The following is a 25,497-nucleotide window of genomic DNA, read 5'->3' as shown; positions in this document are numbered from 1 at the left end:
GGCGGCCCGGGTGTCGGTCGCGGGGCATAGACTTCGACGCTGACCCCCAGACCGTCCGAAGCTTGGCGCCGTGCCGTTTCCCCAGGAGGACGAACCGTGTCGAAACCGCCGTTCACGCACCTGCACGTCCACACCCAGTACTCGATGCTGGACGGTGCCGCGCGGCTGAAGGACATGTTCGACGCCTGCAATGAAATGGGCATGACGCACATCGCCATGTCCGACCACGGCAACCTCCACGGGGCGTACGACTTCTTCCACACCGCGAAGAAGGCCGGGGTCACCCCGATCATCGGCATCGAGGCGTACGTCGCCCCCGAGTCCCGGCGCAACAAGCGCAAGATCCGCTGGGGCCAGCCGCACCAGAAGCGCGACGACGTCTCCGGTTCCGGCGGTTACACCCACAAGACGATGTGGGCGGTCGACAGCACGGGCCTGCACAACCTCTTCCGCCTCTCCTCCGACGCCTACGCCGAGGGCTGGCTGCAGAAGTGGCCGCGCATGGACAAGGAGACCATCGCGCGGTGGTCCAAGGGCATCGTCGCCTCCACCGGCTGCCCCTCGGGCGAGGTGCAGACCCGGCTGCGCCTCGGCCAGTACGACGAGGCCCTGAAGGCCGCCGCCGACTACCAGGACATCTTCGGCAAGGACCGCTACTTCCTGGAGCTGATGGACCACGGCATCGACATCGAGCACCGGGTCCGCGACGGCCTCCTGGAGATCGGCAAGAAGCTCGGCATCCCCCCGCTGGTCACCAACGACTCGCACTACACCTACGCGCACGAGGCCGGCGCCCACGACGCCCTGCTGTGCATCCAGACCGGCAAGAACCTCTCCGACCCCGACCGCTTCAAGTTCGACGGCACCGGCTACTACCTGAAGTCCACGGACGAGATGTACGCCATCGACTCCTCGGACGCCTGGCAGGAGGGCTGCGCCAACACGCTCCTGGTGGCCGAGATGGTCGACACCACGGGCATGTTCGAGAAGCGCGACCTCATGCCCAAGTTCGACATCCCCGAGGGCTACACCGAGGTCACCTGGTTCAAGGAGGAGGTCCGCCGCGGCATGGAGCGCCGCTTCCCCGGCGGCATCCCCGAGGACCGCCAGAGGCAGGTCGAGTACGAGATGGACGTCATCATCCAGATGGGGTTCCCGGGCTACTTCCTCGTCGTCGCCGACTTCATCATGTGGGCCAAGAACAACGGCATCGCGGTCGGCCCCGGCCGAGGCTCCGCGGCCGGCTCGATCGTCGCCTACGCCATGGGCATCACCGACCTCGACCCGATCCCGCACGGCCTGATCTTCGAGCGGTTCCTCAACCCCGAGCGCGTCTCCATGCCCGACGTCGACATCGACTTCGACGAGCGCAGGCGCGTCGAGGTGATCCGGTACGTCACGGAGAAGTACGGCGCCGACAAGGTCGCCATGATCGGCACCTACGGCAAGATCAAGGCCAAGAACGCGATCAAGGACTCCGCGCGCGTGCTGGGCTACCCGTACGCGATGGGCGACCGCATCACCAAGGCCATGCCCGCCGACGTCCTCGGCAAGGGCATCGACCTGAACGGCATCACCGACCCCTCGCACCCGCGCTACTCGGAGGCCGGCGAGGTCCGCTCGATGTACGAGAACGAGCCGGACGTGAAGAAGGTCATCGACACCGCCAAGGGCGTCGAGGGCCTGGTCCGGCAGATGGGCGTGCACGCCGCCGGCGTGATCATGTCCAGCGAGACCATCACCGAGCACGTCCCGGTCTGGGTCCGGCACACCGACGGCGTGACCATCACCCAGTGGGACTACCCGAGCTGCGAGTCGCTCGGCCTGCTGAAGATGGACTTCCTCGGCCTGCGCAACCTGACGATCATGGACGACGCCGTCAAGATGGTGAAGTCCAACAAGGGGATCGACATCGATCTCCTCGCCCTCCCGCTGGACGACCCCACGACCTTCGAACTGCTCCAGCGCGGCGACACCCTCGGCGTCTTCCAGTTCGACGGCGGCCCCATGCGCTCCCTGCTGCGCCTGATGAAGCCGGACAACTTCGAGGACATCTCCGCCGTGTCCGCGCTGTACCGCCCGGGCCCGATGGGCATGGACTCGCACACCAACTACGCGCTGCGCAAGAACGGCCTCCAGGAGATCACCCCGATCCACAAGGAGCTGGAGGAGCCCCTCGAAGAGGTCCTGGCCGTCACCTACGGCCTGATCGTCTACCAGGAGCAGGTGCAGAAGGCCGCCCAGATCATCGCCGGCTACTCGCTCGGCGAGGCCGACATCCTGCGCCGCGTGATGGGCAAGAAGAAGCCCGACGAGCTGGCCAAGAACTTCACCATCTTCCAGTCCGGCGCCAAGAAGAACGGCTACAGCGACGAGGCCATCCAGGCCCTGTGGGACGTCCTGGTCCCCTTCGCCGGCTACGCCTTCAACAAGGCCCACTCCGCCGCGTACGGCCTGGTGTCGTACTGGACCGCCTACCTGAAGGCGAACCACCCCGCCGAGTACATGGCGGCCCTGCTCACCTCCGTCAAGGACGACAAGGACAAGTCGGCGGTCTACCTCAACGAGTGCCGCCGCATGGGCATCAAGGTGCTCCCGCCCAACGTCAACGAGTCCGAGTCCAACTTCGCCGCCCAGGGCGACGACGTGATCCTCTTCGGCCTCTCCGCCGTCCGCAACGTCGGCACCAACGTCGTCGAGTCGATCATCAAGTCACGCAAGGCGAAGGGGAAGTACTCCTCCTTCCCCGACTACCTCGACAAGGTCGAGGCCGTGGTCTGCAACAAGCGCACCACCGAGTCGCTGATCAAGGCCGGCGCCTTCGACACCATGGGGCACACCCGCAAGGGCCTCACCGCGCAGTACGAACCGATGATCGACAACGTGGTCGCGGTCAAGCGCAAGGAGGCCGAGGGACAGTTCGACCTCTTCGGCGGCATGGGCGAGGAGACCAGCGGCGAGCCCGGCTTCGGACTGGACGTGGAGTTCTCCACCGACGAGTGGGACAAGACCTATCTGCTCGCCCAGGAGCGGGAGATGCTCGGTCTCTACGTCTCCGACCACCCGCTCTTCGGCCTGGAGAACGTGCTCGCCGACAAGGCCGACGCCGGCATCTCCCAGCTCACCGGCGGCGAGCACGCGGACGGCGCGGTGGTCACCATCGGCGGCATCATCTCGGGCCTGCAGCGCAAGATGACCAAGCAGGGCAACGCGTGGGCCATCGCCACGGTCGAGGACCTGGCCGGCTCCATCGAGTGCATGTTCTTCCCGGCGACCTACCAGCTGGTGTCCACCCAACTCATCGAGGACGCCGTGGTGTTCGTCAAGGGGCGCCTCGACAAGCGCGAGGACGTGCCGCGGCTGGTCGCCATGGAACTCCAGGTCCCGGACCTGTCCCACGCGGGCGCCAACGCCCCCGTGGTCCTCACCATCCCGGCCACCCGCGTCACCCCGCCGATGGTCAGCCGCCTCGGCGAGATCCTCACCCACCACCGGGGCGAGAGCGAGGTCCGGATCAAGCTCCAGGGCCCGACCAGGACGACCGTGCTGCGCCTGGACCGGCACCGGGTGAAGCCCGACCCCGCGCTCTTCGGCGACCTGAAGGTCCTCCTCGGCCCGTCCTGCCTGGCGGGCTGACCTCAGGGCGGCGAACGAACCAAAAAGGAGGGCGTACCCGTGCGCGATCGGGTACGCCCCCTCGTCGATACCGGGCTCAGAGATCGCTCAACGGCCCTGGCTGCGGGTTCAGTTGTGGCCGAAGCGCTTCTGACGTCCCTTGCGGGCCACGTCGGTGGGACTCAGCTGCGGGGCGTGGTGCTCGGGCTGCGGCTCCGTCACGGAGTGCTCCGCCTCGTGGGGGCCGTTCGCGGCCACGGACGCCTTCTGCCGGCTGCGGTCCTGCTTGCGGTTCTTGGCCATGGTGATCAACCTCCTGTGGGGGATCTAGGGGCCAGGGCCGCGACCAGATTCACACACGCCGACAATGAACGCATGTCGGATAATTACCGTATGTGACAAGGGTCGTCGGGCCGGAGCCTCCGGAAACGCCACGCCGAAGATCGAGTTCGGGCCGTTAACCCCGGCACGGTCGGGCAGACTCGAAACAAGCCCGAAGCGAAACCCGAAGCAACAAAACCCGAAACAACCTCCCGGAAAGAGGGTGGATCGCGTGGACCGCTGCATCGTCCTGGTGGACGCCGGGTACCTGCTGGGGGCCGCCGCCAGCCTCCTCGCCGGAGAGCCGTCGCGTTCCCGGATCACCGTCGACCACAGCGCGCTCGTGCAGCAACTGCGCGAACAGGCCGAATCCGACACCGGGCGACCACTGCTGCGCATCTACTGGTTCGACGGCGCCCCGGACCGCGTGCCGCAACCCGAGCACCGCAGACTCCGGGTGATGCCCCGGGTCACCGTCCGGCTCGGCGCGCTCACCCGCAGCGACGGCCGCTGGGCCCAGAAGGGCGTGGACGCCGCCATGCACGCCGAACTGACCGAACTCGCCCGCAACCGCGCCTGTTCCGACGTCGTCCTCGTCACCGGCGACGGCGACCTGCTGCCCGGCATGATGGCCGCCAAGGAGCACGGCGTCGCCGTCCACCTGTGGGCCGTGCAGGCCGCCGACGGCGACTACAACCAGTCCGAGGACCTGGTCGCCGAGGCCGACGAGCGCCGCGTCCTGGACCGCACCTGGATCACCAAGGCGGTCCGCCCCAAGGAGTACGGCGGCATCTGCGCGCCGCCGCCGGCGCCCCGCCCCGAGATCGCGGCGATCCTCTCCGCGCCGCTGCCCGAGTCGTCCCTGTCCGGCGCCGGGGAGCGCCCCGCCGGCGAACGGCCGCACCCGGCCGACACGGCCGGCTCACGGGACGGTTCCGTGGACCGGATGCCGACCGCCAAGGGCGTGCCCACGCCCAAGGACCTCGCCGCGCTGCGCGCCCCCGGCGCCCAGCCGCCCGCCCCGCCGCACCCGCCCACGGCCACCCTGCGCTGGTCCTCCGACCGGGGCTGGGTCGACCGCCCCGGCGCGGTCGCCGAGCCCGCCGAGGCCTCCGCCATGCCCACCCTCGCGCAGCTGACCACGGCCGAGCAGCGGTGGGCCGACCGGGAGGAGGACATCACGACGGTCGGCGGCGACCCGTACGAGGTCGGGCAGGTCTTCGCCCGGCGCTGGGTGGAGCGGCTCGGTGACCGCATCCACCTGGAGAAGCTGTCGTCGATGTACCCGAGGGTCCCGCACCGCATCGACGGCGAGCTGCTGCGCTACGCCGCCCGCTTCGGCCTCCTCGCCCACAAGGACGACCAGATCGACGAGCACGACCGCTACGCCATCCGGGCCGGCTTCTGGCGCGAGATCGGCGTGCGCACCGGCGTCGAACACGCCCCGGTGGGCGACTGAGGGGCCGTACGGGGCGCCGCACGGCCGACCGCGCGGACCGGGGAAGAACCGGGAGAGGACGCCCCAAGGACGAGTAAAGCGCACGGACCCCGTACTCTCGTCCTTTGTGAGTACGCGCGTGGCACAGGCACTTCGGCCCGGAGACGACGTCGTGTGCGCGGTGCGCGGACTGACCAAGACCTATCCCCCCGCCCGCGGCCGGCGGGGCGCGCCCGGCACGCCCGAGGTGCTCGCCACCGACGACGTCGCGCTCGACGTCCGGCGCGGTGAGATCTTCGGACTGCTCGGTCCGAACGGCGCCGGCAAGTCCACCCTCGTACGGCAGCTCACCGGGCTGATGCGCCCCGACCGCGGCACCGTCGAGATCCTCGGCCACGACATCGTGGCCCACCCGGAGCGCGCCGCGCGCCTCCTCGCCTACCTCGGCCAGGAGTCCGGCGCGCTCGACGAGCTGACCGTCTCGCTGGCCGCCGAGACCACCGGGCGGCTGCGCGGCCTGGACGCCGCGCGGGCGCGGGCCGAGCGGGACGCCGTCCTGGAGGAGCTGGGCCTCACGGCGATCGCCGGGCGCGCGCTGAAGAAGCTGTCCGGCGGACAGCGCCGCCTCGCCTGCTTCGCCGCCGCACTGGTCGGCGAGCGGCCGCTGCTGGTGCTGGACGAGCCCACCACCGGCATGGACCCGGTGGCCCGGCGGGCGGTGTGGGCCGCCGTCGACCGGCGGCGCGCCGAACGCGGCACGACCGTCCTGCTGGTCACCCACAACGTCATCGAGGCCGAGACCGTCCTCGACCGGGTCGCCGTCCTCGACGGGGGACGGGTCATCGCCTGCGACACCCCGGCCGGCCTCAAGGAGCGGGTCTCCGGCGAGGTGCGGGTCGAGCTGGTGTGGCGGGAGCGGGCGCCGCTGGAGGTGCCCGAGGTCGCCGCGCTGCGCGAGCGCGCCGCGGAGTCCGGGCGCCGCTGGACGCTGCGCCTGGCGCCCGAGGAGGCCCGCGCGGCCGTCGCGACGGTCACCGGCGGGGCCGCCTTCACCGCCCTGGACGACTTCACCCTCGCCACGCCCAGCCTGGAGGACGTGTACCTGGCGCTGGGCGGCGCCGCCCGGCAAGGGCTGGTGAAGGCGTGAGGGGTGCCGGACTGCGTCACGTGGGACGCGGGGAAGAGGAGCAGTTCGACGTGAGTGTCGTACCCGCCGACGTGCCGGCCCCCGCGGTGGCCGGGCCGGCCGCCGGCGCCGGGCGGACCGCGGCGGCCGAGCTCGGGCCGCGGGCGCGGCTGTGGCCGTCGCTGGCGGCCGTGTACCGGGCCCAGCTGTCCCGCGCGCGGGTCGCGCGGATCCCGCTGCTGTTCGTGGCGACCTTCCAGTCCGTCGGCATCATGGTCATGATGCGGGGCGTGGTCAGCGGCGGCGGCGAGGCCCACTACGTGGTGGCCGGCGCGTCCATCGTCGTCGTCGCCTACGTCGCCCTCAACCTGCTCTCCCAGTACTTCGGCCAGCTGCGCTTCAGCGGCGGCCTCGACCACTACGCGACCCTTCCCGTGCCGCCCGCGGCCGTGGTGCTGGGCGCGGCGGCGGCCTACGCGTCCTTCACGGTGCCGGGCACGCTCGTCACCGCCGTCTTCGGATGCGTGCTGTTCGGTCTGCCGCTGGGCAACCTGTGGGTGCTGGTGGCGGTGATCCCGCTCGCCGGCGCCGCGCTCTCCGGACTCGGCGCCGCCTGCGGACTGCTCGCCCCGCGTCCGGAACTGGCGACGCTGCTGGGGCAGCTGGGGATGTCGGCGGCGCTGCTGCTGGGGGTGCTGCCGCCCGACCGGATGCCGGGGATCGTACGGCTGGCCCGAGACCTGCTGCCGTCGACGTACGGCGTGGAGGCGTACGCGCGCACCTTCGCGGACCGCCCGGACTGGGCGTACGTGGCCCTCGACATGGCCGTGTGCGCCGGGGTCGGCGTGGTCTCGCTGGCCGTGGCGACCTGGGCCTACCGCCGGGCGGCCGTCCGGTGACGCGGCCCTCGGACCCGACTGGCACGATGGCAGGGTGACCTCTCCGTTGACTCCACCTCCGCCGCCGCACGGGCGGCCTTCCCACACCTCCCCGTCCGGCGAGTCCGCACAGCCCCCGCAGCAGCCGGGGCCGGAGGGGACGGCCGAGGGCGCACAGGGCGCACAGGGCGCGCAGGCGGCGCACGGGCAGGCCTGGCAGGCGCCGGCGGCCGGCGACGCCGGGGCGACGGGCTCCCTGTACGGACAGGACGGTCCCGGCATGAAGACCGAAGTCCGGGAAGCGGCCGTGATCACGGTGGCCGTGGCGCTCGGCGGAGTGCTGCTGGGGCTGCTGTGGCTGTGGCTGGCGCCCCGGGTGCCGCTGGTCGGCGATGTGACGGACAACAGCTGGGTGGTCTACCTCAAGGACTCCGAGGGGGAGCAGGCCGTCGGCGTGGACGGAACGTTCACGCTGCTGGCGCTGGCCCTCGGCGCGCTGAGCGCGGCGGTCGTCTTCCTGGTGCGCCGGCGCGGCGGTGTGCCGCTGGTGGCGGCGCTCTGCGTGGGCGGCCTGCTCGGGTCGCTGCTGGCGTGGCGGCTCGGGCTGTGGCTCGGCCCCGATCACGACGTCATCGCGCACGCCAAGGCGGTGGGCAAGGGCGTGACGTTCTCGGCCCCGATGAAGCTGGGCGCCAAGGGGGCGCTGCTGGCGTGGCCGCTGGCGGCGCTGGTCGTCCACCTGGGCCTCACGGCCCTCTTCGGCCCCCGCGACCCCGACCCCTACGCCTACGACAGCGGCTCGGCGAAGTAGCCCCTCCCGCCTCTGGCCGGCCCTTCCGGCCGGGGCCCGGCGGTCTTCCGCCTCCCGGCGGCCGATGCCCGCGGCAGGCGCTGTGATCCTCGGGCCGGGGAGCCCCGGGTCCCGGAGGCGGGCGGCGGCCCGGCGGCCCGGTCAGCCGCGGCCGATCGGGGCCAGGACCGCGTCCGTCAGCTTCGCCAGATCCTGCGGCGAGAGCTCCACCTCCAGCCCCCGACGGCCCGCCGAGACGCAGATCGTGGCGTGGGCGGTGGCCGAGACGTCCAGGACCGTGGGGAGCCGCTTGCGCTGCCCGAGCGGGGAGATGCCGCCGCGTACGTAGCCCGTGGTGCGCTCGGCGAGCGCCGGGTCGGCCATCGCGGCGCGCTTGCCGCCCACCGCCGACGCCAGCGCCTTCAGGTCCAGTGAGCCGGCGACCGGGACCACGGCCACGGTCAGCGCGCCGTCGACGTCCGCGACCAGCGTCTTGAACACCCGCTCCGGAGAGACGCCCATCGCCTCGGCCGCCTCCTCGCCGTAGGACGGGTGGGAGGGGTCGTGGTCGTAGGAGTGGACGGTGTGGTCCACGCCCGCCGCGGTCAGGGCCACCGTCGCGGGCGTCCCCCCGGACTGCTGCTTCTTCGCCTTCTTCGCCATCTCCGGCGGACTTCCCTCGGTGTGCGTGCGTCGAAGGGAGCTCGCCGGTCGCGGGCTCCCCGGTCGCGGCTCGTCAGTTCAGGCTCGTCGGAGCGCGCGTCAGGTCGGGCGACGGCAGCGACGGCAGGTTGCGGATGATCGCCGTCTCCGCGCGCAGCAGCCTCAGCTCGTCCCGCAGCCGCGAGGCGGTGTCGGGCGCCTGGAGCAGCCGCTGCTTGGTCGGCGTGTCCAGCACCATGGCGGCCGCCACCAGGTACGAGACCACGTTCGGTTCGTCGGGCAGCTCCGCGCCCGTGGCCAGCGACCGCTCCCGCGCGCCCGCCAGCCGCTTCTGGTACTGCCGGAAGGACCGCAGCACACCCTCGGCGAGCGCGCCCGCCTCGTCGCCGGGCTCCTCCGGGACCTCCTCCAGCTCCGCCGTCAGGAACGGGCCCGAGGCGTCCACCGACAGCAGCCGCACCCGGGTCGTGCCGGTCGCCAGCACCTCGAAGGTGCCGTCGGCCCGCTCGCGCACGGTCGCCGCGTCCGCCACACAGCCCACGCCGTGGAAGGCCCGGGCGGGGTCCGGGCCGAATCCGGCGGCCGGGCCGCTGTCGGCCGGCGCCGTCGCGTCGGGCATGCCCGGAGCGCTCGGGGCCACCTCGTGGCCGTCACGGATCGCCACGACGGCGAACCGGCGCGGTTCGTCCTCCGGCGTCTTCATCAGGGCGCGCATCATGGCGCGGTAGCGCTCCTCGAAGACGTTCAACGGGAGCACCAGCCCCGGGAACAGCACGGAGTTCAGCGGGAACAGGGGGAGCCGGACGGTGGTCACGGCCCAGAAGCCTAATGGCCCCGGGCGCGGGCGCGTCGGCCGCGCCCGTTTTCGGGGGTGCCGGAGGGCTGCCCGGGCGCCGACGAGCGGAGTTCGGCGCGCGACGCGAGGAACAGGCCCAGCCCGTCGTCGCAGACCCGGTCCCACGGGAAGGAGGTGGCGTACGGGCCGACGAGCCGGAACTGCGCGAGCGCGTCCTCCCGGCGGCCGAGCCGGATCAGCACGTACGTCAGCAGGTTGCGCATCTCCGCCGCCGGCCAGGGCCGGTCCGCGGGGAGCCGGGCCGACAGCGCGATCGCCCGGTCCGCCGCGGCGTCCAGCCGGGCCCGCTCCACTCCGGGCCCGCCGCCGTCGGTCAGCCAGGTGAAGGCGGCCCGCAGCGGCAGCGCCTGCACCAGGGCGTCGGCGGGGGCGTCCAGGGCGGCGAGGTCCGCGAAGTCGAAGCACTCGCGGTGCGAGCCGTGCCAGGAGGAGGCCAGGTAGCGCAGGGCGGCCACGTGGCAGCCGTAGTGGTGCGGGGCGCGGCGCACCGCCGCCTCCCACAGTTCGCCGAAGTAGGTGTGCCCGGCGCGGCTGCCGCGCGCGTGGTCCAGCGCGACGCGCCACGGCACCGGGTCCCGGTCGTCGGCGCGCGCGGCGGCGGTGATCAGCGGGCTGACCTCGCGCAGCAGCTCGGCCCGGGCCGGCGAGGGCCAGGCGCGGTCGACGGCGAGCTGGGCGGCGACCAGCAGCGCGTCCGGGTCGTGCGGGGCGGCGGCGCGCCAGTCGCGCAGCCAGTCGGGACGCGAGCGGGCGAAGGCGGCCAGCCGTCCCGCGTAGCGGTCGCGGTCCTCCCACTCGGCCTGTTGCCGGGTGGTGGCGAGCAGGACGGCGGCGGGGCCGTACGCGCCCGCCGCGGCGGCGACCAGCGCCGGTCCGAGGCGGTCGTCGGGGACGTCGAGGAGCACCTCGTCGTCGGCGGGCAGTCCGTCGGCGGCGAGTACGGCGGCGGGGCGCCGGACGCTTCTTGTCATCCGGGTGGGGCGGATGAACGGGGGCAGCAGAGCCATGGTGTCGACCATTGAAAGTCCGCAGGTGGCAGGCGCGCCAGAGGCTGAGGGCAAGCCGGTGAAAGTTGTACGTCCGGCGGTCAAGGTCCAGTAAAAGGTGAGCGTTCAACTATGTTTCGCCCGCGGTTCGGTCGCAGGTCAGGGCCTCGTCGCAGCGCGCCGACTCGAACGGGTGTCCCACATTCGTACGAAAATCTGTCTGCGGATCCGCGCCGGGACCGGCGACGGGCGCGACGGGCCCCGCGCACGAGCGCGTCAGCTCCGCCGCAGCAGCCTGGTCGCGCCCGCCGCCACCGTCGTGGCCAGCGTCCAGCCCAGCAGGACCAGCGCCGCCGCGAGCCACTGCCAGCCGCCGCTCAGCTGCCACTGGCTGGCCTGCCCGAAGTCGACGACCGGCAGCAGCAGGTCGAGGGCGTACAGGGCGGGGTTCCAGTGCGGGTGCTCGCCGGAGGCGGCCGGCGGATGCCCGGCGTGCGCGAAGGCGAGCGAGCCGGCCGCCCACAGCACCGCCATCCACACCGCCGCCCGGCCGGGCCGGTACCCGTAGGCCACCGTCCAGTCCTGGAGGTACCCCCACAGCTTGGACGCCGGCGGCAGCGTCTCGCGGCGGCGGCGGTGCTTGGCGAGCAGCACCTCGCGGGCGTCCTCGTCCTCGCCGGACTCCTTCAGCACCGAGGCCAGCCGCTCGTACGGCTCCGGATTGAACTCGGCGGTCGCCGCCGCCACCCACCGCAGGCGCTCGGCCAGCGGGAACGGCCCCCGCGGCACCAGGTTCTCGTAGGTGAAGCCGCCCGTGTGCAGCTGACCGGGGCCGGGCCAGCTGTCCGCGCGGTCGACGAGGGTCTCGATCTTCGCGCCGGACAGCAGCACCTTGCCGCGCCCGGGCCGCTCCCCGAGGAAGCGCAGCTCGGGCGTCTGCACCCGGCGCAGGCTCAGCCCCTGCTCGTCGGTGAAGACGAACCGGGCCCGCTCCAGGTCGACCGCGTCGCCGAACCGCCCGTCGTCCAGCCGCACCCCGCCCTGGCACTCGAAGTGCTGGATCCGGGTCCCGCGCGCGGGGGTCACCCCGCTCACCAGCGGGCTGCCGAGCCCGGCCGGGGTCAGGTACAGGGTGCGCTCGACGGTCAGCTGGGGCGCGTTCAGCGCGAACGGCGTGCACGGGCTGGCGAGCTTCGCGCCGCGCAGGCTCAGCGAGACGCCGATCTTCGCGCTGCGCAGACTCACCTCGCCGTGCGCCTGCAGCAGCTCCGCCTGGAGGTCCTGGCCGACGGTCAGCCCGTCGGCGGCCAGCGACCGGCCGGCCCGGTCCCGGTGCACGACCGCCTGGTTGAGCAGCAGGTCCGTGCCGATCTGCGCGTCGGTCAGCCGCACCCCGCGCAGGAACCGGCAGCGGGGCAGGTGCAGGTCGCCCTCCGTCTGCACCCGGGCCGCCTCCAGCCGCGGCACCGAGCAGTCCACCAGCCGCAGCGTCGTGAAGCGGGCCTCGGGCAGCAGGACCTCCTCCTCGAACCGGCAGCCCTTCATCTCCACGAACGGCACCACCGTGCCCCCGGCGAGGTCGAGCGGGCCCTCGATCCTCAGGCCGGTCAGCTTGAGCGACGACACCCGGCCGGCGAGCGCGGGCGGCCCGTCCAGCAGCAGCCAGCACACCACACGCGCCCGTACCGTCCGCTCGGATCCCCAGGAACTCGCGCCGTGCGGATCGTCCACCGCCGCGTCCCCGTCGCGCAGGTCGTACACGCTGCCGTTGCGGAAGGCCTGCCACATCCCGGCCTCGACGTCGGTCAGGTCGTCCGGCAGGTCTCCGGCCCGGCGGCCGGTGCCCTCGGTCACGGATCTCCCCTTCTTCCCCGGCTACTCGTGGGTTCTGTGGGTTCGTACAACCGGTCATGCCCGTTGTGTGACGATTCGAACGCGATGGGTGAAGCAGATCTTCCGATCACCCTCCGAACGGACCGGGTCGCGTGGAGCCGGTGGCCGGGTACCGGCCACCGGCACGCACGGTGCCTGAGTGGCGGACGTTCTGTATCAGCCATTGATACGGGCGGACGGCGTCCGTGCGCGGTCTGAGAGAATTGGAACCGTGATCTCCCGAATCGATCTGCGCGGCGACGCCCTCCCCGAGGGCCCCGCCCTGCGTGACCTGCTGCCCCGAGCCGACTTCGACGTCGCGGCCGCCCTGGAGAAGGTGCGTCCGATCTGCGAGGCCGTGCATCATCGCGGTGACGCGGCACTGATCGACTTCGCCGAGAAGTTCGACGGCGTACGGCTGGAATCGGTACGGGTCCCCGAGCAGGCGATCAAGGACGCCCTGGAGCGGCTGGACCCCGCCGTGCGCGCCGCCCTGGAGGAATCCATTCGCCGGGCCCGCCTGGTCCACCGCGAGCAGCGCCGCACCACGCACACCACCCAGGTCGTGCCCGGCGGCTCGGTCACCGAGAAGTGGGTGCCCGTCGAGCGCGTCGGGCTGTACGCGCCGGGCGGCCGCTCGGTCTACCCGTCCTCCGTCGTGATGAACGTCGTGCCCGCCCAGGAGGCCGGCGTCGAGTCCATCGCGCTCGCCTCGCCGCCGCAGGCCGAGTTCGGCGGCCTGCCGCACCCGACGATCCTCGCCGCCTGCGCCCTCCTCGGCGTCGACGAGGTCTACGCCGCCGGCGGCGCCACCGCCGTGGCGATGTTCGCCCACGGCACCGAGTCCTGCCCGCCCGCGAACATGGTCACCGGCCCCGGCAACATCTGGGTCGCCGCCGCCAAGCGCTACTTCACCGGCAAGATCGGCATCGACGCCGAGGCCGGCCCGACCGAGATCGCCGTCCTCGCCGACGCCACCGCCGACCCGGTGCACGTCGCCTCCGACCTGATCAGCCAGGCCGAGCACGACCCGCTGGCCGCCGCCGTCCTCGTCACCGACTCCGCCGAACTGGCGGACGCGGTGGCCGAGGAGCTGGAGCCGCAGGTCGCGGCCACCAAGCACGTCGAGGACCGCATCCGCCCGGCGCTGGCGGGCAGGCAGTCCGCGATCGTCCTGGTCGACGGCCTGGAGGAGGGCCTGCGCGTGGTCGACGCCTACGGCGCCGAGCACCTGGAGATCCACACCGCCGACGCCGCCGCCGTCGCCGACCGGGTGAAGAACGCCGGAGCGATCTTCATCGGCCCCTGGGCGCCCGTCTCGCTCGGCGACTACGCGGCCGGCTCCAACCACGTCCTGCCGACCGGCGGCTGCGCCTGCCACTCCTCCGGCCTGTCGGTCCAGTCCTTCCTGCGCGGCATCCACATCGTGGACTACACGCGCGACGCCCTCGCCGAGGTCGCCCACCACGTGGTGACGCTGGCCGAGGCGGAGGACCTGCCCGCGCACGGCGCGGCGATCAAGGCACGGTTCGGGTGGAAGGTACCTGCGGACAAGTGAACCTCGGCATCGACGATCTCCCCGTACGGGACGAGCTGCGCGGCAAGTCCCCCTACGGCGCGCCCCAGCTGGACGTCCCCGTACGGCTGAACACCAACGAGAACCCCTACCCGCTGCCCGAACCGCTCGTCGAGCGGATCGCGGAGCGGGTGCGCGAGGTCGCCCGCGACCTCAACCGCTACCCGGACCGGGACGCGGTCGAGCTGCGCACCGAGCTGGCCGCGTACCTGACGCGCACCGGCGGCCACCCGGTCGCCGTCGAGAACGTCTGGGCGGCCAACGGCTCCAACGAGGTGATCCAGCAGCTGCTGCAGACCTTCGGCGGGCCCGGCCGCACCGCGATCGGTTTCGAGCCGTCGTACTCGATGCACGCGCTCATCGCGCGCGGCACCGGCACCGGCTGGATCTCCGGTCCGCGGAGCGAGGACTTCACCATCGACCTCGCGGCGGCCGAGAAGGCCATCGCCGAGCACCGGCCGGACGTCGTCTTCATCACCACCCCCAACAACCCCACCGGCAGCGCGGTCCCGCCCGAGACGGTCCTCGCGCTGTACGAGGCGGCCCAGGCGGCCGGACCGTCCATGGTGATCCTGGACGAGGCCTACATCGAGTTCAGTCACGGCGCCTCGCTGCTGCCGCTGCTGGAGGGCCGCCCGCACCTGGTGATCTCCCGCACCATGTCGAAGGCGTTCGGCGCCGCCGGCCTGCGCCTGGGCTACCTCGCCGCGCACCCCGCGGTCGTGGACGCCGTCCAGCTGGTCCGGCTGCCGTACCACCTCTCGGCGGTCACCCAGGCGACCGCCCTGGCCGCCCTGGAGCACACCGACACGCTGCTGAAGTACGTGGAGCGGCTGAAGGCCGAGCGGGACCGGCTGGTCGCCGGACTGCGCGCGACCGGCTACGACGTCGTCGAGTCCGACGCGAACTTCGTCCAGTTCGGACGGTTCGCCGACGCCCACGAGGCCTGGCGGAGGATCCTCGACCGGGGCGTCCTGGTCCGGGACAACGGCGTACCGGGATGGCTGCGGGTGTCCGCCGGCACCCCCGAGGAGAACGACGCGTTCCTGGACGCGGTACGAGACGTGAAGAAGGAGTTGGACGCATGAGCCGCGTCGGGCGCGTGGAGCGCACCACCAAGGAGACCTCGGTCCTCGTCGAGATCGACCTCGACGGCACCGGCCGTACGGACATCGCCACCGGCGTCGGCTTCTACGACCACATGCTCGACCAGCTCGGCCGGCACGGGCTGTTCGACCTCACCGTCAAGACCGACGGCGACCTGCACATCGACTCCCACCACACCATCGAGGACACCGCCCTCGCGCTCGGCGCCGCCTTCAAGCAGGCGCTCGGCGACAAGGTGGGCATCTACCGCTTCGGCAACTGCACGGTCCCGCTGGACGAGTCCCTCGCCCAGGTCACCGTCGACCTCTCCGGCCGCCCCTACCTCGTGCACACCGAGCCCGAGAAGATGGCGCCGATGATCGGCGAGTACGACACCACGATGACCCGGCACATCCTGGAGTCCTTCGTCGCCCAGGCCCAGGTCGCCCTGCACGTCCACGTGCCCTACGGGCGCAACGCGCACCACATCGTGGAGTGCCAGTTCAAGGCGCTCGCCCGGGCGCTGCGCTACGCCAGCGAGCGCGACCCGCGCGCGGCCGGCATCCTCCCCTCCACGAAGGGCGCCCTGTGACCGGCCTGTCGACCATCCTGATCGTCGTCGGCCTGTTCCTGGTCGGCGGCATCATCTCCTTCGTCAAGCAGCAGATGCCGCGCAGCCTGATCGTGCTGCTGTCCATCGCCGCGGCGATGTGCCTCGTGGCGGGCGTGATGCGGCTGGAGGTGTGGAATTGAGCACGTCGCCCAAGAAGGTGGTCGTCTTCGACTACGGCTTCGGCAACGTCCGCTCCGCCGAGCGCGCGCTGGCCCGTGCCGGCGCCGAGGTCGAGATCACCCGTGACTTCGACCGGGCGATGAACGCCGACGGGCTGCTCGTGCCCGGCGTCGGCGCGTTCGCCGCCTGCATGCGCGGCCTCAAGGAGGCCCGCGGCGACTGGATCGTCGACCGCCGGCTCTCCGGCGGCCGCCCCGTCATGGGCATCTGCGTCGGCATGCAGATCCTCTTCGCCCGCGGCATCGAGCACGGCGTGGAGGCCGAGGGCCTGGACGAGTGGCCCGGCACGGTCGCCCCGCTCCAGGCCGACGTGGTGCCCCACATGGGGTGGAACACCGTGGAGGCGCCCGCCGACTCGGAGCTGTTCGCCGGCCTCGACGCCGACACCCGCTTCTACTTCGTGCACTCCTACGCCGTCCACGACTGGCGGCTGGAGTCGCACAACCCGGCGATGCTCGCCCCCAAGGTCACCTGGGCCACCCACGGCAAGCCCTTCGTGGCCGCCGTGGAGAACGGCGCCCTGTGGGCCACCCAGTTCCACCCCGAGAAGTCCGGCGACGCCGGAGCGCAGCTGCTGAACAACTGGATCGGAACCCTGTGATGGCTTCGAAACTCGAACTCCTCCCCGCCGTCGACGTCCGCGACGGCCAGGCCGTGCGCCTCGTGCACGGCGAGTCCGGGACCGAGACCTCCTACGGCTCCCCGCTGGAGGCGGCCCTCGCCTGGCAGCGCTCCGGCGCCGAGTGGCTGCACCTGGTCGACCTGGACGCCGCGTTCGGCACCGGCGACAACCGCGCCCTGATCGCCGAGGTCGCCCGGGCCATGGACATCAAGGTCGAGCTGTCCGGCGGCATCCGCGACGACGACACCCTCGCCGCCGCCCTCGCCACCGGCTGCACCCGCGTCAACCTCGGCACCGCCGCCCTGGAGACCCCCGAGTGGGTCGCCGAGGTCATCGCCGAGCACGGCGACAAGATCGCGGTCGGCCTGGACGTGCGCGGCACCACGCTGCGCGGCCGCGGCTGGACCCGCGACGGCGGTGACCTCTACGAGACGCTGGAGCGCCTGGACAAGGAGGGCTGCGCCCGCTACGTCGTCACCGACATCGCCAAGGACGGCACCCTGCAGGGCCCCAACCTGGAGCTGCTGAAGAACGTCTGCGCGGCCACCGACCGCCCGGTGGTGGCCTCCGGCGGCGTCTCCTCCCTGGCCGACCTGCGCGCCATCGCCGGCCTCGTGCCGCTCGGTGTCGAGGGCGCCATCGTCGGGAAGGCGCTGTACGCGAAGGCGTTCACCCTCGAAGAGGCCCTGGAGGAAGTGTCGTCATGACATCCGAAGCCGTGCGGCGCGTGCAGAGCGGAAGTCCCTGGGAAGAGAGTTTCGGATTCGCGCGCGCCGTCGCGGCGGGCGACCGCGTGCTGGTCGCCGGCACCACGTCCTTCAAGGGCACGGTGCTCTACGGTGAGGGCGACCCCTACGAGCAGGCGAAGGTCGCCTTCACCAGCGCGCTGGAGGCGATCGCCGAGTTCGGGCTCGGTCCCGAATCGGTCCTGCGGACCAGGATGTACCTGACCCATCACCGCGACGTCGACGAGGCGGGCCGGGCCCACAAGGAGCTGTTCGGCTCCGTGCGCCCCGTCTCGACCCTGCTGGTCGTGGAGGGCTTCGTCGACCCGCGCATCCTGGTCGAAGTGGAACTAGAGGCATTCAGAGGAGCCGAGAAGTCATGACCCTGGCGGTCCGAGTCATCCCCTGCCTGGACGTGGACGGCGGCCGGGTCGTCAAGGGCGTCAACTTCCAGAACCTGCGCGACGCGGGCGACCCCGTCGAGATGGCCAAGGTGTACGACGCCGAGGGCGCCGACGAGCTGACGTTCCTGGACATCACCGCCTCCTCGGGCAACCGGGAGACGACCTACGACGTGGTGCGCCGCACCGCCGAGCAGGTGTTCATCCCGCTGACGGTGGGCGGCGGCGTCCGTACGGCCGAGGACGTGGACAAGCTGCTGCGGGCGGGCGCCGACAAGGTGGGCGTCAACACGGCGGCGATCGCCCGCCCCGACCTGATCCGGGAGATCGCCGAGCGCTTCGGCCGCCAGGTACTGGTGCTGTCCGTCGACGCCCGCCGCACCGAGTCCGGCTCCTTCGAGGTGACCACCCACGGCGGCCGCAAGGGCACCGGGATCGACGCGGTGGAGTGGGCGCACCGCGCCGCCGAGCTGGGCGCGGGGGAGATCCTGCTCAACTCCATGGACGCGGACGGCACCAAGGACGGCTACGACCTGGAGATGATCGCCGCCGTCCGCAAGCACGTCACGGTCCCGGTCATCGCCTCGGGCGGCGCCGGCAGCCTCGGCCACTTCCCGCCGGCCGTCGCGGCGGGCGCGGACGCGGTCCTGGCCGCCTCGGTCTTCCACTTCGGCGACCTGCGCATCGGCCAGGTCAAGGAGACGCTGCGCGAGGCGGGGCACCCCGTGCGGTGACGCCGGACGCCGAGAGCGAGCCCCGGTCGCGAGACGGCCGGGGCTTTCTCATGACCAGATGCGAAAGGAAAATTGCGCAAAATCCATTGCGCAGTTTTTCTTTCGCGTCTACGGTTCTGGCATGTCACAGGAGAAGAGGCGTGAGGTCACCGACGTCGGCACCCTCAAGGCGCTCGCCCACCCGCTGCGGATGAGGCTGTACCGGCTGCTGTTCGTGGCCGGCACCGCGACCGCCTCCCAGCTGGCCGAACAGGTCGACGAGGCCGTGTCACTGGTCAGCTACCACCTGCGCAGACTCGCCGGGCACGGCCTGATCGAGGAGGCCGAGCCGCGCAGCGGCGACGCGCGGGAGCGCTGGTGGCAGCCCGCCTCCGACGGCGTCTCCATCCGCGACCGGGACTTCAGGGACGCGCCGGAGAAGGTGGCGGCGCACCTGGCGGCCTCCCGCCTCTTCGTGGAGCAGCGCGCGGAGATGTACCGCGCCTACCTCGACGAGCGCACCCACTGGGGGTCGGAGTGGAACGAGGCCGCCCACGACAGCGAGTCGCTGACGCGGTTGACGGCCACCGAACTGGCCGCCCTCAAGGAGGACGTCCTCGAGCTCGTGAAGAAGTACGACGCACAGGGCCGCGCCCGCGAGGCGGCCGGCGACACCGAAGGGCGCGAGAACGTCGCGCTGCACGTGTACGGATTCCCGTTCCGCGTCTGAGAGAGGCCACCGCCTTGACCGCCATCACCGCACCGCCCGCGACCACCGCCGACGCCTTCGTCCCGGAGCGCCCCGCCCACCGCGACGGCAACGTCCTGCGCTGGCTGTCCGCCTACGCAGCCTCGATGGTCGGCGACAACGTCTACTACCTCGCGCTGTCCTGGGCTGCCGTGCGCGCCGGGTCGCCGGCGCAGGCGGGCGTCGTCATGGCGGTGAGCGCGCTGCCCCGGGCCCTGCTGATGCTCGGCGGGGGAGTGATCGCCGACCGGTTCGGACCGCGCCGGGTCGTCATCGGCTCCGACGCCGTGCGGTGCGTCGCCGTCCTCGCGGTGGCCGCCCTGCTGTGGCGCGCCGACCCGGGGCTGTGGCCGCTGACCGTGCTCGCCCTCGTCTTCGGCACCGTGGACGCGGTGTTCACGCCGGCCGTGGGGGCCCTTCCGGCCCGGGTGACGAGCCACGGCCAGCTCACCCGCGTGCAGGGCATGCGGGGACTGGCGATCCGGTTCGCGAGCGTCGTCGGCGCCCCGCTCGGCGGCCTCGGGGTCGCCCTCGGCGGCGCGGCGGCCGCCTTCGGGATCGCGGGGCTGCTGATCGCCGTGTCCGTGCCGCTGCTGATCTCCGTGCGGACCAGGGAACTGCCCCCGGAGGACGCCTCCGGCGGCGCCACCACCGCCTGGCAGGACCTGGTGGCGGGCCTGCGGTACATCCGCGGCCACCGTGTCCTGGCCCCGCTGATGCTGGCCATAGCCTTCGGCGACCTCGGCTTCGTCGGCCCGCTCAACGTGGGCCTCACCCTGCTGGCCGACGAGCGCGGCTGGGGCGCCTCCGGCATGGGCTGGGTGCTCGCCGGCTTCGGCACCGGCGCGGGCCTCGCCTCGCTGCTGCTGGCCGTGCGCGGACGGCTGCCCCGCGCCGGCCGACTGGCCGCGTACACGATCTTCGCGGGTTCCGCGGCCATCGGCGCCCTCGCCTACGCCCCGAACCTCGCCGCCGCCGTCGGGGTGGCCCTGCTCGTCGGCCTCCTCGCGGGCCTCAGCGGCGCCCTGTGCGGGGCGCTGCTGCAGACCCAGGCCGAGCCGGCCCGCCTCGGACGGGTCACCGCCGTCTCCAGCCTGGTCAGCCTGGGCTTCGCCCCGCTGAGCATGCCGCTGTCCGCCGCCGCGATCGGCGCCTGGGGGACCGGACCGGTGTTCGTCGTGAGCGCGGCGGTGTGCGGGCTGGGCGGTGTCGTCGCCCTGGCCGCCCCCGGCCTGCGCCGCGCCGAACTGCCGCACTGAGCCGGCCGCCCGGATCCGGAGCCGCGGCCCGCTCGGAGTCGTGACGGCCCGCGCGGAACCGGAGCCGTGCCCGGCCCGGACCGGCCACCCCGCTCCGGGCCGGCCGTAGTCCGTCCGGACGCCGCGGCCCGGGCGGCCGTGTCCCGTCCCGTCCGGCCGTGTCCCCTCCGGCCCTGTCCCGTCCCGACCGGGGTGGCGCGTTCAGAACCCCAGCCGCTTGGTCCCCGACACCTGTTCGATCGCGGCCTGTTCGCCCTCCAGCTCCACCCGGGCCGCGCTCTGCCGGCCGAACGCGAACAGCAGCAGCTCCGACGGCTCGCCGGTCGCCGTCACCACCGGGGTGCCCCGGTGGGCGACGGCCGTCTGGCCGTTGGGCCGGCGCAGCACCAGCCCCGTCGGGATGCCCCGGCCCAGCAGCCGGGCGGTCCGCTCCAGGCGCGACCACAGGGCCTCCTGGAAGACCGGGTCGAGCTCGCGCGGCGACCAGTCGGGCTGGGCCCGCCGGACGTCCTCCGCGTGGACGTAGAACTCGACGGTGTTCGCCGCCTCGTCGACCTGCTTGAGCTGAAAGGGCGAGAACCGCGGCGGGCCGGTGCGGATCAGCTGGACCAGCTCCTCGTACGGCTTGGCCGCGTACTCGTCCAGCACCTTCTCCAGACGGCCGGCGAGCGGCTTGATCAGCGCGCCCCCGGCCGCGTCGGGACGCCGCTCGCGCACCACCACGTGCGCGGCCAGATCACGGGTGCGCCACCCCTCGCACAGGGTCGGCGCCTGTGGACCGGCGGTCTCCAAGAGGTCGGCGAGCAGGAGCCGTTCACGCTTGGCAAAGGTCGACATGGGCTCAGCCTACGACCGCACGGGAAGTCGGCCCACCCGTCGCCCGGGCCACCGCCGCCTTCCCGGGGCCCCCGCCGCCGGTCGCGCCCGAGGCCCACGCCGCCCCGCCCGGCCCGCGCCCACTCCGTGGACCGCGCACCCCGGCATCCGGGCCCGCGCGGCACAATGGCACCCATGACCAGCACGCCCGGTACCCCCCGGCCCAGCAGCCTCGACCCCGAGATCGCCGCGCGCCTCAAGCGCAGCGCCGACGGACTCCTGCCCGCGATCGCCCAGCAGTTCGACACCGGAGAGGTGCTGATGCTGGGCTGGATGGACGACGAGGCGCTGCACCGGACGCTGACCACCGGCCGCTGCACCTACTGGTCGCGCAGCCGCCGCGAGTACTGGGTCAAGGGCGACACCTCCGGGCACGTCCAGCACGTCCGCTCCGTCGCCCTGGACTGCGACGCGGACACCCTGCTGGTCAAGGTCGACCAGGTCGGCGCCGCCTGCCACACCGGCGACCGCACCTGCTTCGACGCCGACGTGCTCCTCAAGGACGACGGTCCCGGGTCCCCCGGGGGCGACGGCGCCACGAGCCCCGGAGGCGACGGCACCGGTTCCGCCGCCGGCGCCGCGGATCAGTAGGGTCGGCCGCCATGGACCTCGAGACGTTCCGCAAGCTGGCCACCGACCGACGCGTCATCCCGGTCACCCGCAAGCTCCTCGCCGACGGCGACACCCCCGTCGCGCTCTACCGCAAGCTCGCCGCCGAGCGCCCCGGCACCTTCCTGCTGGAGTCCGCGGAGAACGGCCGCACCTGGTCCCGCTACTCCTTCGTCGGCGTCCGCAGCGCCGCCACCCTCACCGAGAAGGACGGCCGCGCCCACTGGCAGGGGACCCCGCCCGTCGGCGTCCCCGTCGAGGGCGACCCGCTCGCCGCCCTGCGGGCCACTGTCGAGGCCCTGCACACCCCCCGCGACCTCGCCCACGACCTGGGCCTGCCGCCCTTCACCGGCGGCATGGTCGGCTACCTCGGCTACGACATCGTGCGCCGCCTGGAGAAGGTCGGGCCCGGCGACCGGGACGATCTGAGGCTGCCCGAGCTGACCATGCTGCTCACCTCCGACCTCGCCGTCCTCGACCACTGGGACGGCACCGTGCTGCTGATCGCCAACGCGATCAACCACAACGACCTCGACACCGGGGTCGACGAGGCCCACGCCGACGCCGTCGCCCGCCTCGACGCGATGGAGGCCGACCTGTCGAGGGCGGTGCCCCAGCCGCCCGCCGCCCTCCCGCCGTCCGAACTGCCCGAGTACACCGCCCGCTGGGGCGGCGAGGACTTCCAGGCCGCCGTCGAGGACGTCAAGGAGCGCATCCGCGCCGGCGAGGCCTTCCAGGTCGTCCCCTCGCAGCGCTTCGAGACGCCGTGCACCGCGAGCGCCCTGGACGTCTACCGGGTGCTGCGGGCCACCAACCCCTCGCCGTACATGTACCTGCTGCGTTTCGACGGCTTCGACGTCGTCGGCTCCTCGCCCGAGGCCCTGGTCAAGGTCGAGGACGGGCAGGCCATGGTCCACCCCATCGCCGGCACCCGGCCGCGCGGCGCCACCCCGCAGCAGGACCAGGCCCTCGCCGAGGAACTGCTCGCCGACCCCAAGGAGCGCGCCGAGCACCTGATGCTGGTCGACCTCGGCCGCAACGACCTGGGCCGGGTCTGCGAACCGGGCTCCGTCGAGGTCGTCGACTTCATGTCCGTCGAGCGCTACTCGCACGTCATGCACATCGTCTCGACCGTGACCGGACGGGTCGCGCCGGGCCGTACCGCCTTCGACGTGCTCACCGCCTGCTTCCCGGCCGGCACCCTGTCCGGCGCGCCCAAGCCGCGCGCCCTGCAGATCATCGACGAGCTCGAACCCTCCCGGCGCGGACTGTACGGCGGCTGCGTCGGCTACCTCGACTTCGCCGGCGACTCCGACACCGCCATCGCCATCCGCACCGCCCTGCTGCGCGACGGCACCGCCCACGTCCAGGCGGGCGCCGGCGTCGTCGCCGACTCCGACCCGGTGGCCGAGGACACCGAATGCCGCAACAAGGCAGCCGCGGTCCTCAGGGCGGTGCACACCGCCAACCGGCTGGCCAGGTAGGAAAGGTGGGGCATATCTCACGTGCCCGTGGAGAGCCCCGGGTGACGGTTCGCCCCGTCCTCACGCGATAGTGGAGTACGTGACTGCCGTACCTCACCCCCGTACCGAAGCCGCCCCCGGGCGGTCCGGCCGCCGCAGCCTCGCCGTCGCACTGCTGAGCGGTGCGCTCGGCGCGGCCGTGGCGCTGCTGGCCTCCCGGCAGCGCTGGGCGGAGGGCACCGCGTCGGTGGCCGGCGGCGCCTTCCCGCTGAGCGTCAAGGGCAGCGAGGTCACGGGCGTGCCCGCGGCGCTCGCCATAGTGGGCCTGGCCGCGCTCGTCGCCGTCTTCGCGGTCCGCCGCTCCGGCCGCCTCCTGGTCGCCGCCCTGCTCGCGCTCTCCGGCGTCGGCACCATCGCCGCGGCCGTGTCGGGCGCCTCCGACACCGGCGCCCTGGACACCAAGGCCGCCCAGGTCTCCGGCGACACCGCCGCCACCGCCGCCTCGCTGAGCCACACCGCCTGGCCCTACGTCGCCGTGGCCGGCGGCGCGCTGATCCTGCTGGCCGGCCTGCTCGCCCTGCGCTTCGGGCGGCTGTGGCCGGCCATGTCCGGCCGCTACGAGCGCTCCGGCGCCCCGCGTCCCCGCGCGCCCCGCCCCGTCGACCCCGACCGCCCCGAGGACCTCTGGAAGGCACTCGACCGCGGCGAGGACCCCACCGGCACCGAACCCGCCTGACCGCGGCGCGCCCGGGCCCGGCGCCCGGTCGCCGTGCGACGCGTACGCGAGGAGCCACCCCCGATCACTTCCCGTGCGCGGGTACGGGACAATGGACCCGAGCGTCCGGCTCAGACACGTACAAGCAACGAGGAGCAAGTCATGGCGGGCAGCAGCCACGGTCACACCCCGGCCGCCTGGACCGGTGTCATCATCGCCTTCATCGGTTTCTGCGCCGCGGGCGCCTTCATGGTGGCCGCCCAGCCGGTCGGCTTCTGGGCCGGCATGGGAGTCGTGCTGCTCGGCGGTGTCGTCGGCGGCATCATGCGCATGATGGGCCTCGGCCAGAAGAACGAGCACCCCGTCCACCAGGTCGCCGGCAAGAGCGAGCCGGCCGGCGCCAAGGGCTGACCCCCGCACGGCGCACCCGTACGGCACACGTCGCAGGGGCGGCCCCGGCGCCGCCCCCAGGGTCTCTCGTCCGGATCATGGCGGGCTCGCGGGCCCTGGCGCCGCACTCCCCCGAGCTCTTCGAGCAGGGGGTACCCCCACGCCGTGTTGTCGTCGGTCGCCATGGCTCCGCCATGACGCCCTCCTCCGCCTTGCGATGCGCCCCCACTGCCTGAACGGCGTGGGAGGGGCCCCACCGCCAGACCCCACTCCCTGATCCGGCCTGATCCGAACGAAAGACCCCGGCCCGCGTACGGGCCGCCCGGCCGGCGGCCCCGGCGCGCGGGCACGTCCCGCGCCGGGCACAATGCGAGCGTGAACGCCGAGAGCCGCGCGGCGCCGGAACCCACGCGCCGCAGCCCCGTCCTCGGGCGGCTCGCCGTCCCCGCCGCGGTCCTGGCCGCCGTCGCCGCGGCCTTCGCCTACGTCGGGGCCGTGGACCCCAACGAGCCCGGCCACTACCCGGCCTGCCCCCTGCTGCGCTACGCCGGCCTCTACTGCCCCGGCTGCGGCGGGCTGCGCAGCGCGCACGCCGTCGTCCACGGCGACTTCGGCGCGGCCCTCCACGACAACGCCCCGGCCGTCGTGGGCTATCTCCTCTTCGCCGTGCTGTGGACCGCGTGGGCGCTGCGGGCGGCGCGCGGCCGGCGGCTGCGGATCGACCCCCGGCCGGTGCACCTGTGGAGCGCGCTCACCCTGCTCGCCGTCTTCACCGTCGTGCGCAACCTGCCCTTCGGCGGCCCGCTCCACCCCTGACCGAAGCGGCCGCTCGTCCACAGGCCGGGCCGGCGTCTGTCCAGGTCGTGGGACCGCGCTCCACCGGATGCGAGGCCCACGCCCTCCTGCGGATACCATCGCAGTGACCGCCGGTTCCGCCCGATTCACCGCCAAGCGGACGCCGGGGGCCGTACGACCC

Annotated in this window: 26 protein-coding genes; 20 read left to right on the top strand and 6 right to left on the bottom strand. The window is 73.1% G+C overall.

Annotated elements, in window-relative coordinates; genetic code table 11:
• The first annotated feature begins 96 nt into the window (after nt 1-96).
• Nucleotides 97-3,636, top strand: a complete 3,540-nt coding sequence (dnaE, locus tag ACH5A8_RS01160) for a DNA polymerase III subunit alpha (protein WP_398996652.1) — start codon at nt 97-99, stop codon at nt 3,634-3,636.
• Between the two features lie 108 nt (nt 3,637-3,744).
• On the opposite strand, the gene ACH5A8_RS01155 is transcribed toward dnaE, so the two are convergent.
• On the bottom strand, nt 3,745-3,918 hold the full coding sequence (locus ACH5A8_RS01155) for a hypothetical protein (RefSeq protein ID WP_398996651.1): 174 nt from the start codon (nt 3,916-3,918) through the stop codon (nt 3,745-3,747).
• Between the two features lie 250 nt (nt 3,919-4,168).
• On the opposite strand from ACH5A8_RS01155, the gene ACH5A8_RS01150 reads away from it, so the two are divergent.
• The 4 genes from ACH5A8_RS01150 (at nt 4,169) to ACH5A8_RS01135 (ending at nt 8,189) form a co-directional block, all read left to right on the top strand.
• Nucleotides 4,169-5,395: an NYN domain-containing protein gene (locus ACH5A8_RS01150; protein WP_398996649.1), complete on the top strand. Its 1,227-nt coding sequence runs from the start codon at nt 4,169-4,171 to the stop codon at nt 5,393-5,395.
• 151 nt (nt 5,396-5,546) lie between these two features.
• On the top strand, nt 5,547-6,521 hold the full coding sequence (locus tag ACH5A8_RS01145; protein WP_398998194.1) for an ABC transporter ATP-binding protein: 975 nt from the start codon (nt 5,547-5,549) through the stop codon (nt 6,519-6,521).
• 50 nt (nt 6,522-6,571) lie between these two features.
• Nucleotides 6,572-7,399: an ABC transporter permease gene (locus ACH5A8_RS01140; protein WP_398996647.1), complete on the top strand. Its 828-nt coding sequence runs from the start codon at nt 6,572-6,574 to the stop codon at nt 7,397-7,399.
• A gap of 34 nt (nt 7,400-7,433) precedes the next feature.
• On the top strand, nt 7,434-8,189 hold the full coding sequence (locus ACH5A8_RS01135) for a hypothetical protein (RefSeq protein ID WP_398996645.1): 756 nt from the start codon (nt 7,434-7,436) through the stop codon (nt 8,187-8,189).
• Between the two features lie 141 nt (nt 8,190-8,330).
• Here ACH5A8_RS01135 and ybaK read toward each other — a convergent pair whose 3' ends face one another.
• From ybaK to ACH5A8_RS01115, 4 genes are all read right to left on the bottom strand, one after another.
• Nucleotides 8,331-8,831, bottom strand: coding sequence for a Cys-tRNA(Pro) deacylase (gene ybaK / locus ACH5A8_RS01130; RefSeq protein WP_398996643.1), 501 nt, complete (start codon nt 8,829-8,831; stop codon nt 8,331-8,333).
• Nucleotides 8,832-8,904: 73 nt separating this feature from the next.
• Nucleotides 8,905-9,645, bottom strand: a complete 741-nt coding sequence (locus tag ACH5A8_RS01125; protein ID WP_398996641.1) for an LON peptidase substrate-binding domain-containing protein — start codon at nt 9,643-9,645, stop codon at nt 8,905-8,907.
• 11 nt (nt 9,646-9,656) lie between these two features.
• A complete protein-coding gene (locus ACH5A8_RS01120) occupies nt 9,657-10,706 on the bottom strand; it encodes a hypothetical protein (protein WP_398996639.1) in 1,050 nt (349 codons plus the stop codon).
• A 243-nt stretch (nt 10,707-10,949) separates the two neighbouring features.
• A complete protein-coding gene (locus tag ACH5A8_RS01115; protein WP_398996637.1) occupies nt 10,950-12,527 on the bottom strand; it encodes an oxidoreductase in 1,578 nt (525 codons plus the stop codon).
• A gap of 250 nt (nt 12,528-12,777) precedes the next feature.
• Between ACH5A8_RS01115 and hisD the strand changes: the two genes are divergently transcribed.
• The 10 genes from hisD to ACH5A8_RS01065 all read left to right on the top strand — a co-directional run bounded on the left by hisD (nt 12,778) and on the right by ACH5A8_RS01065 (nt 20,468).
• A complete protein-coding gene (gene hisD, locus ACH5A8_RS01110) occupies nt 12,778-14,103 on the top strand; it encodes a histidinol dehydrogenase (protein WP_398996635.1) in 1,326 nt (441 codons plus the stop codon).
• A complete protein-coding gene (locus ACH5A8_RS01105; protein WP_398996633.1) occupies nt 14,100-15,209 on the top strand; it encodes a histidinol-phosphate transaminase in 1,110 nt (369 codons plus the stop codon). The genes hisD and ACH5A8_RS01105 overlap by 4 nt, the downstream gene beginning before the upstream one ends.
• A complete protein-coding gene (gene hisB, locus ACH5A8_RS01100; RefSeq protein WP_366766183.1) occupies nt 15,206-15,799 on the top strand; it encodes an imidazoleglycerol-phosphate dehydratase HisB in 594 nt (197 codons plus the stop codon). The genes ACH5A8_RS01105 and hisB overlap by 4 nt, the downstream gene beginning before the upstream one ends.
• Entirely contained in the window at nt 15,796-15,960 is a 165-nt protein-coding gene (locus ACH5A8_RS01095; protein ID WP_398996631.1) for a hypothetical protein, read from the top strand. The genes hisB and ACH5A8_RS01095 overlap by 4 nt, the downstream gene beginning before the upstream one ends.
• Nucleotides 15,957-16,601, top strand: a complete 645-nt coding sequence (gene hisH, locus ACH5A8_RS01090) for an imidazole glycerol phosphate synthase subunit HisH (RefSeq protein WP_398996629.1) — start codon at nt 15,957-15,959, stop codon at nt 16,599-16,601. The genes ACH5A8_RS01095 and hisH overlap by 4 nt, the downstream gene beginning before the upstream one ends.
• Complete coding sequence (gene priA, locus ACH5A8_RS01085) at nt 16,601-17,329, top strand: bifunctional 1-(5-phosphoribosyl)-5-((5-phosphoribosylamino)methylideneamino)imidazole-4-carboxamide isomerase/phosphoribosylanthranilate isomerase PriA (protein ID WP_398996628.1); 729 nt, start codon at nt 16,601-16,603, stop codon at nt 17,327-17,329. The genes hisH and priA overlap by 1 nt, the downstream gene beginning before the upstream one ends.
• A complete protein-coding gene (locus ACH5A8_RS01080) occupies nt 17,326-17,730 on the top strand; it encodes a RidA family protein (protein WP_398996627.1) in 405 nt (134 codons plus the stop codon). The genes priA and ACH5A8_RS01080 overlap by 4 nt, the downstream gene beginning before the upstream one ends.
• Complete coding sequence (gene hisF / locus ACH5A8_RS01075) at nt 17,727-18,482, top strand: imidazole glycerol phosphate synthase subunit HisF (RefSeq protein ID WP_398996625.1); 756 nt, start codon at nt 17,727-17,729, stop codon at nt 18,480-18,482. The genes ACH5A8_RS01080 and hisF overlap by 4 nt, the downstream gene beginning before the upstream one ends.
• Nucleotides 18,483-18,603: 121 nt before the next feature.
• Nucleotides 18,604-19,191 carry an ArsR/SmtB family transcription factor gene (locus ACH5A8_RS01070; RefSeq protein WP_398996624.1) on the top strand — a complete coding sequence of 196 codons (588 nt, stop codon included), beginning with the start codon at nt 18,604-18,606 and terminating at the stop codon, nt 19,189-19,191.
• A 14-nt stretch (nt 19,192-19,205) separates the two neighbouring features.
• On the top strand, nt 19,206-20,468 hold the full coding sequence (locus ACH5A8_RS01065) for an MFS transporter (RefSeq protein WP_398996622.1): 1,263 nt from the start codon (nt 19,206-19,208) through the stop codon (nt 20,466-20,468).
• A 201-nt stretch (nt 20,469-20,669) separates the two neighbouring features.
• On the opposite strand, the gene ACH5A8_RS01060 is transcribed toward ACH5A8_RS01065, so the two are convergent.
• Nucleotides 20,670-21,305: a TIGR03085 family metal-binding protein gene (locus ACH5A8_RS01060; protein WP_398996620.1), complete on the bottom strand. Its 636-nt coding sequence runs from the start codon at nt 21,303-21,305 to the stop codon at nt 20,670-20,672.
• 174 nt (nt 21,306-21,479) lie between these two features.
• Between ACH5A8_RS01060 and hisI the strand changes: the two genes are divergently transcribed.
• The 5 genes from hisI to ACH5A8_RS01035 all read left to right on the top strand — a co-directional run bounded on the left by hisI (nt 21,480) and on the right by ACH5A8_RS01035 (nt 25,337).
• Nucleotides 21,480-21,935, top strand: a complete 456-nt coding sequence (gene hisI / locus ACH5A8_RS01055) for a phosphoribosyl-AMP cyclohydrolase (RefSeq protein ID WP_398996618.1) — start codon at nt 21,480-21,482, stop codon at nt 21,933-21,935.
• An 11-nt stretch (nt 21,936-21,946) separates the two neighbouring features.
• Nucleotides 21,947-23,437, top strand: coding sequence for an anthranilate synthase component I (locus ACH5A8_RS01050; protein ID WP_398996617.1), 1,491 nt, complete (start codon nt 21,947-21,949; stop codon nt 23,435-23,437).
• 70 nt (nt 23,438-23,507) lie between these two features.
• On the top strand, nt 23,508-24,152 hold the full coding sequence (locus tag ACH5A8_RS01045; RefSeq protein WP_398996615.1) for a TIGR02234 family membrane protein: 645 nt from the start codon (nt 23,508-23,510) through the stop codon (nt 24,150-24,152).
• 141 nt (nt 24,153-24,293) lie between these two features.
• Nucleotides 24,294-24,542 carry an HGxxPAAW family protein gene (locus ACH5A8_RS01040; RefSeq protein WP_398996613.1) on the top strand — a complete coding sequence of 83 codons (249 nt, stop codon included), beginning with the start codon at nt 24,294-24,296 and terminating at the stop codon, nt 24,540-24,542.
• A 354-nt stretch (nt 24,543-24,896) separates the two neighbouring features.
• Nucleotides 24,897-25,337 (top strand): DUF2752 domain-containing protein, encoded by a 441-nt coding sequence (locus tag ACH5A8_RS01035; protein WP_398996611.1) that lies wholly within the window; start codon nt 24,897-24,899, stop codon nt 25,335-25,337.
• The last annotated feature ends 160 nt before the right edge of the window (nt 25,338-25,497 follow it).

Origin of the sequence: Streptomyces sp. NPDC018610 (assembly GCF_044391765.1) — a bacterium.
Classification (GTDB): Bacteria; Actinomycetota; Actinomycetes; order Streptomycetales; family Streptomycetaceae; genus Streptomyces.
Note: the sequence above shows the minus strand (reverse complement) of the source record. Positions and strands in the feature narration are given on the sequence as shown.

What these genes read in the sequence shown, in the direction of transcription:
- ACH5A8_RS01040 (WP_398996613.1), top strand. Translation starts at nt 24,294, where the DNA reads ATGGCGGGCAGCAGCCACGGTCACACCCCGGCCGCCTGGACCGGTGTC.
- ACH5A8_RS01155 (WP_398996651.1), bottom strand. Translation starts at nt 3,918, where the DNA reads ATGGCCAAGAACCGCAAGCAGGACCGCAGCCGGCAGAAGGCGTCCGTG.
- priA (WP_398996628.1), top strand. Translation starts at nt 16,601, where the DNA reads ATGGCTTCGAAACTCGAACTCCTCCCCGCCGTCGACGTCCGCGACGGC.
- ACH5A8_RS01080 (WP_398996627.1), top strand. Translation starts at nt 17,326, where the DNA reads ATGACATCCGAAGCCGTGCGGCGCGTGCAGAGCGGAAGTCCCTGGGAA.
- hisB (WP_366766183.1), top strand. Translation starts at nt 15,206, where the DNA reads ATGAGCCGCGTCGGGCGCGTGGAGCGCACCACCAAGGAGACCTCGGTC.
- ACH5A8_RS01050 (WP_398996617.1), top strand. Translation starts at nt 21,947, where the DNA reads ATGGACCTCGAGACGTTCCGCAAGCTGGCCACCGACCGACGCGTCATC.
- hisF (WP_398996625.1), top strand. Translation starts at nt 17,727, where the DNA reads ATGACCCTGGCGGTCCGAGTCATCCCCTGCCTGGACGTGGACGGCGGC.
- ACH5A8_RS01120 (WP_398996639.1), bottom strand. Translation starts at nt 10,706, where the DNA reads ATGGTCGACACCATGGCTCTGCTGCCCCCGTTCATCCGCCCCACCCGG.
- ybaK (WP_398996643.1), bottom strand. Translation starts at nt 8,831, where the DNA reads ATGGCGAAGAAGGCGAAGAAGCAGCAGTCCGGGGGGACGCCCGCGACG.
- hisI (WP_398996618.1), top strand. Translation starts at nt 21,480, where the DNA reads ATGACCAGCACGCCCGGTACCCCCCGGCCCAGCAGCCTCGACCCCGAG.
- ACH5A8_RS01070 (WP_398996624.1), top strand. Translation starts at nt 18,604, where the DNA reads ATGTCACAGGAGAAGAGGCGTGAGGTCACCGACGTCGGCACCCTCAAG.
- ACH5A8_RS01060 (WP_398996620.1), bottom strand. Translation starts at nt 21,305, where the DNA reads ATGTCGACCTTTGCCAAGCGTGAACGGCTCCTGCTCGCCGACCTCTTG.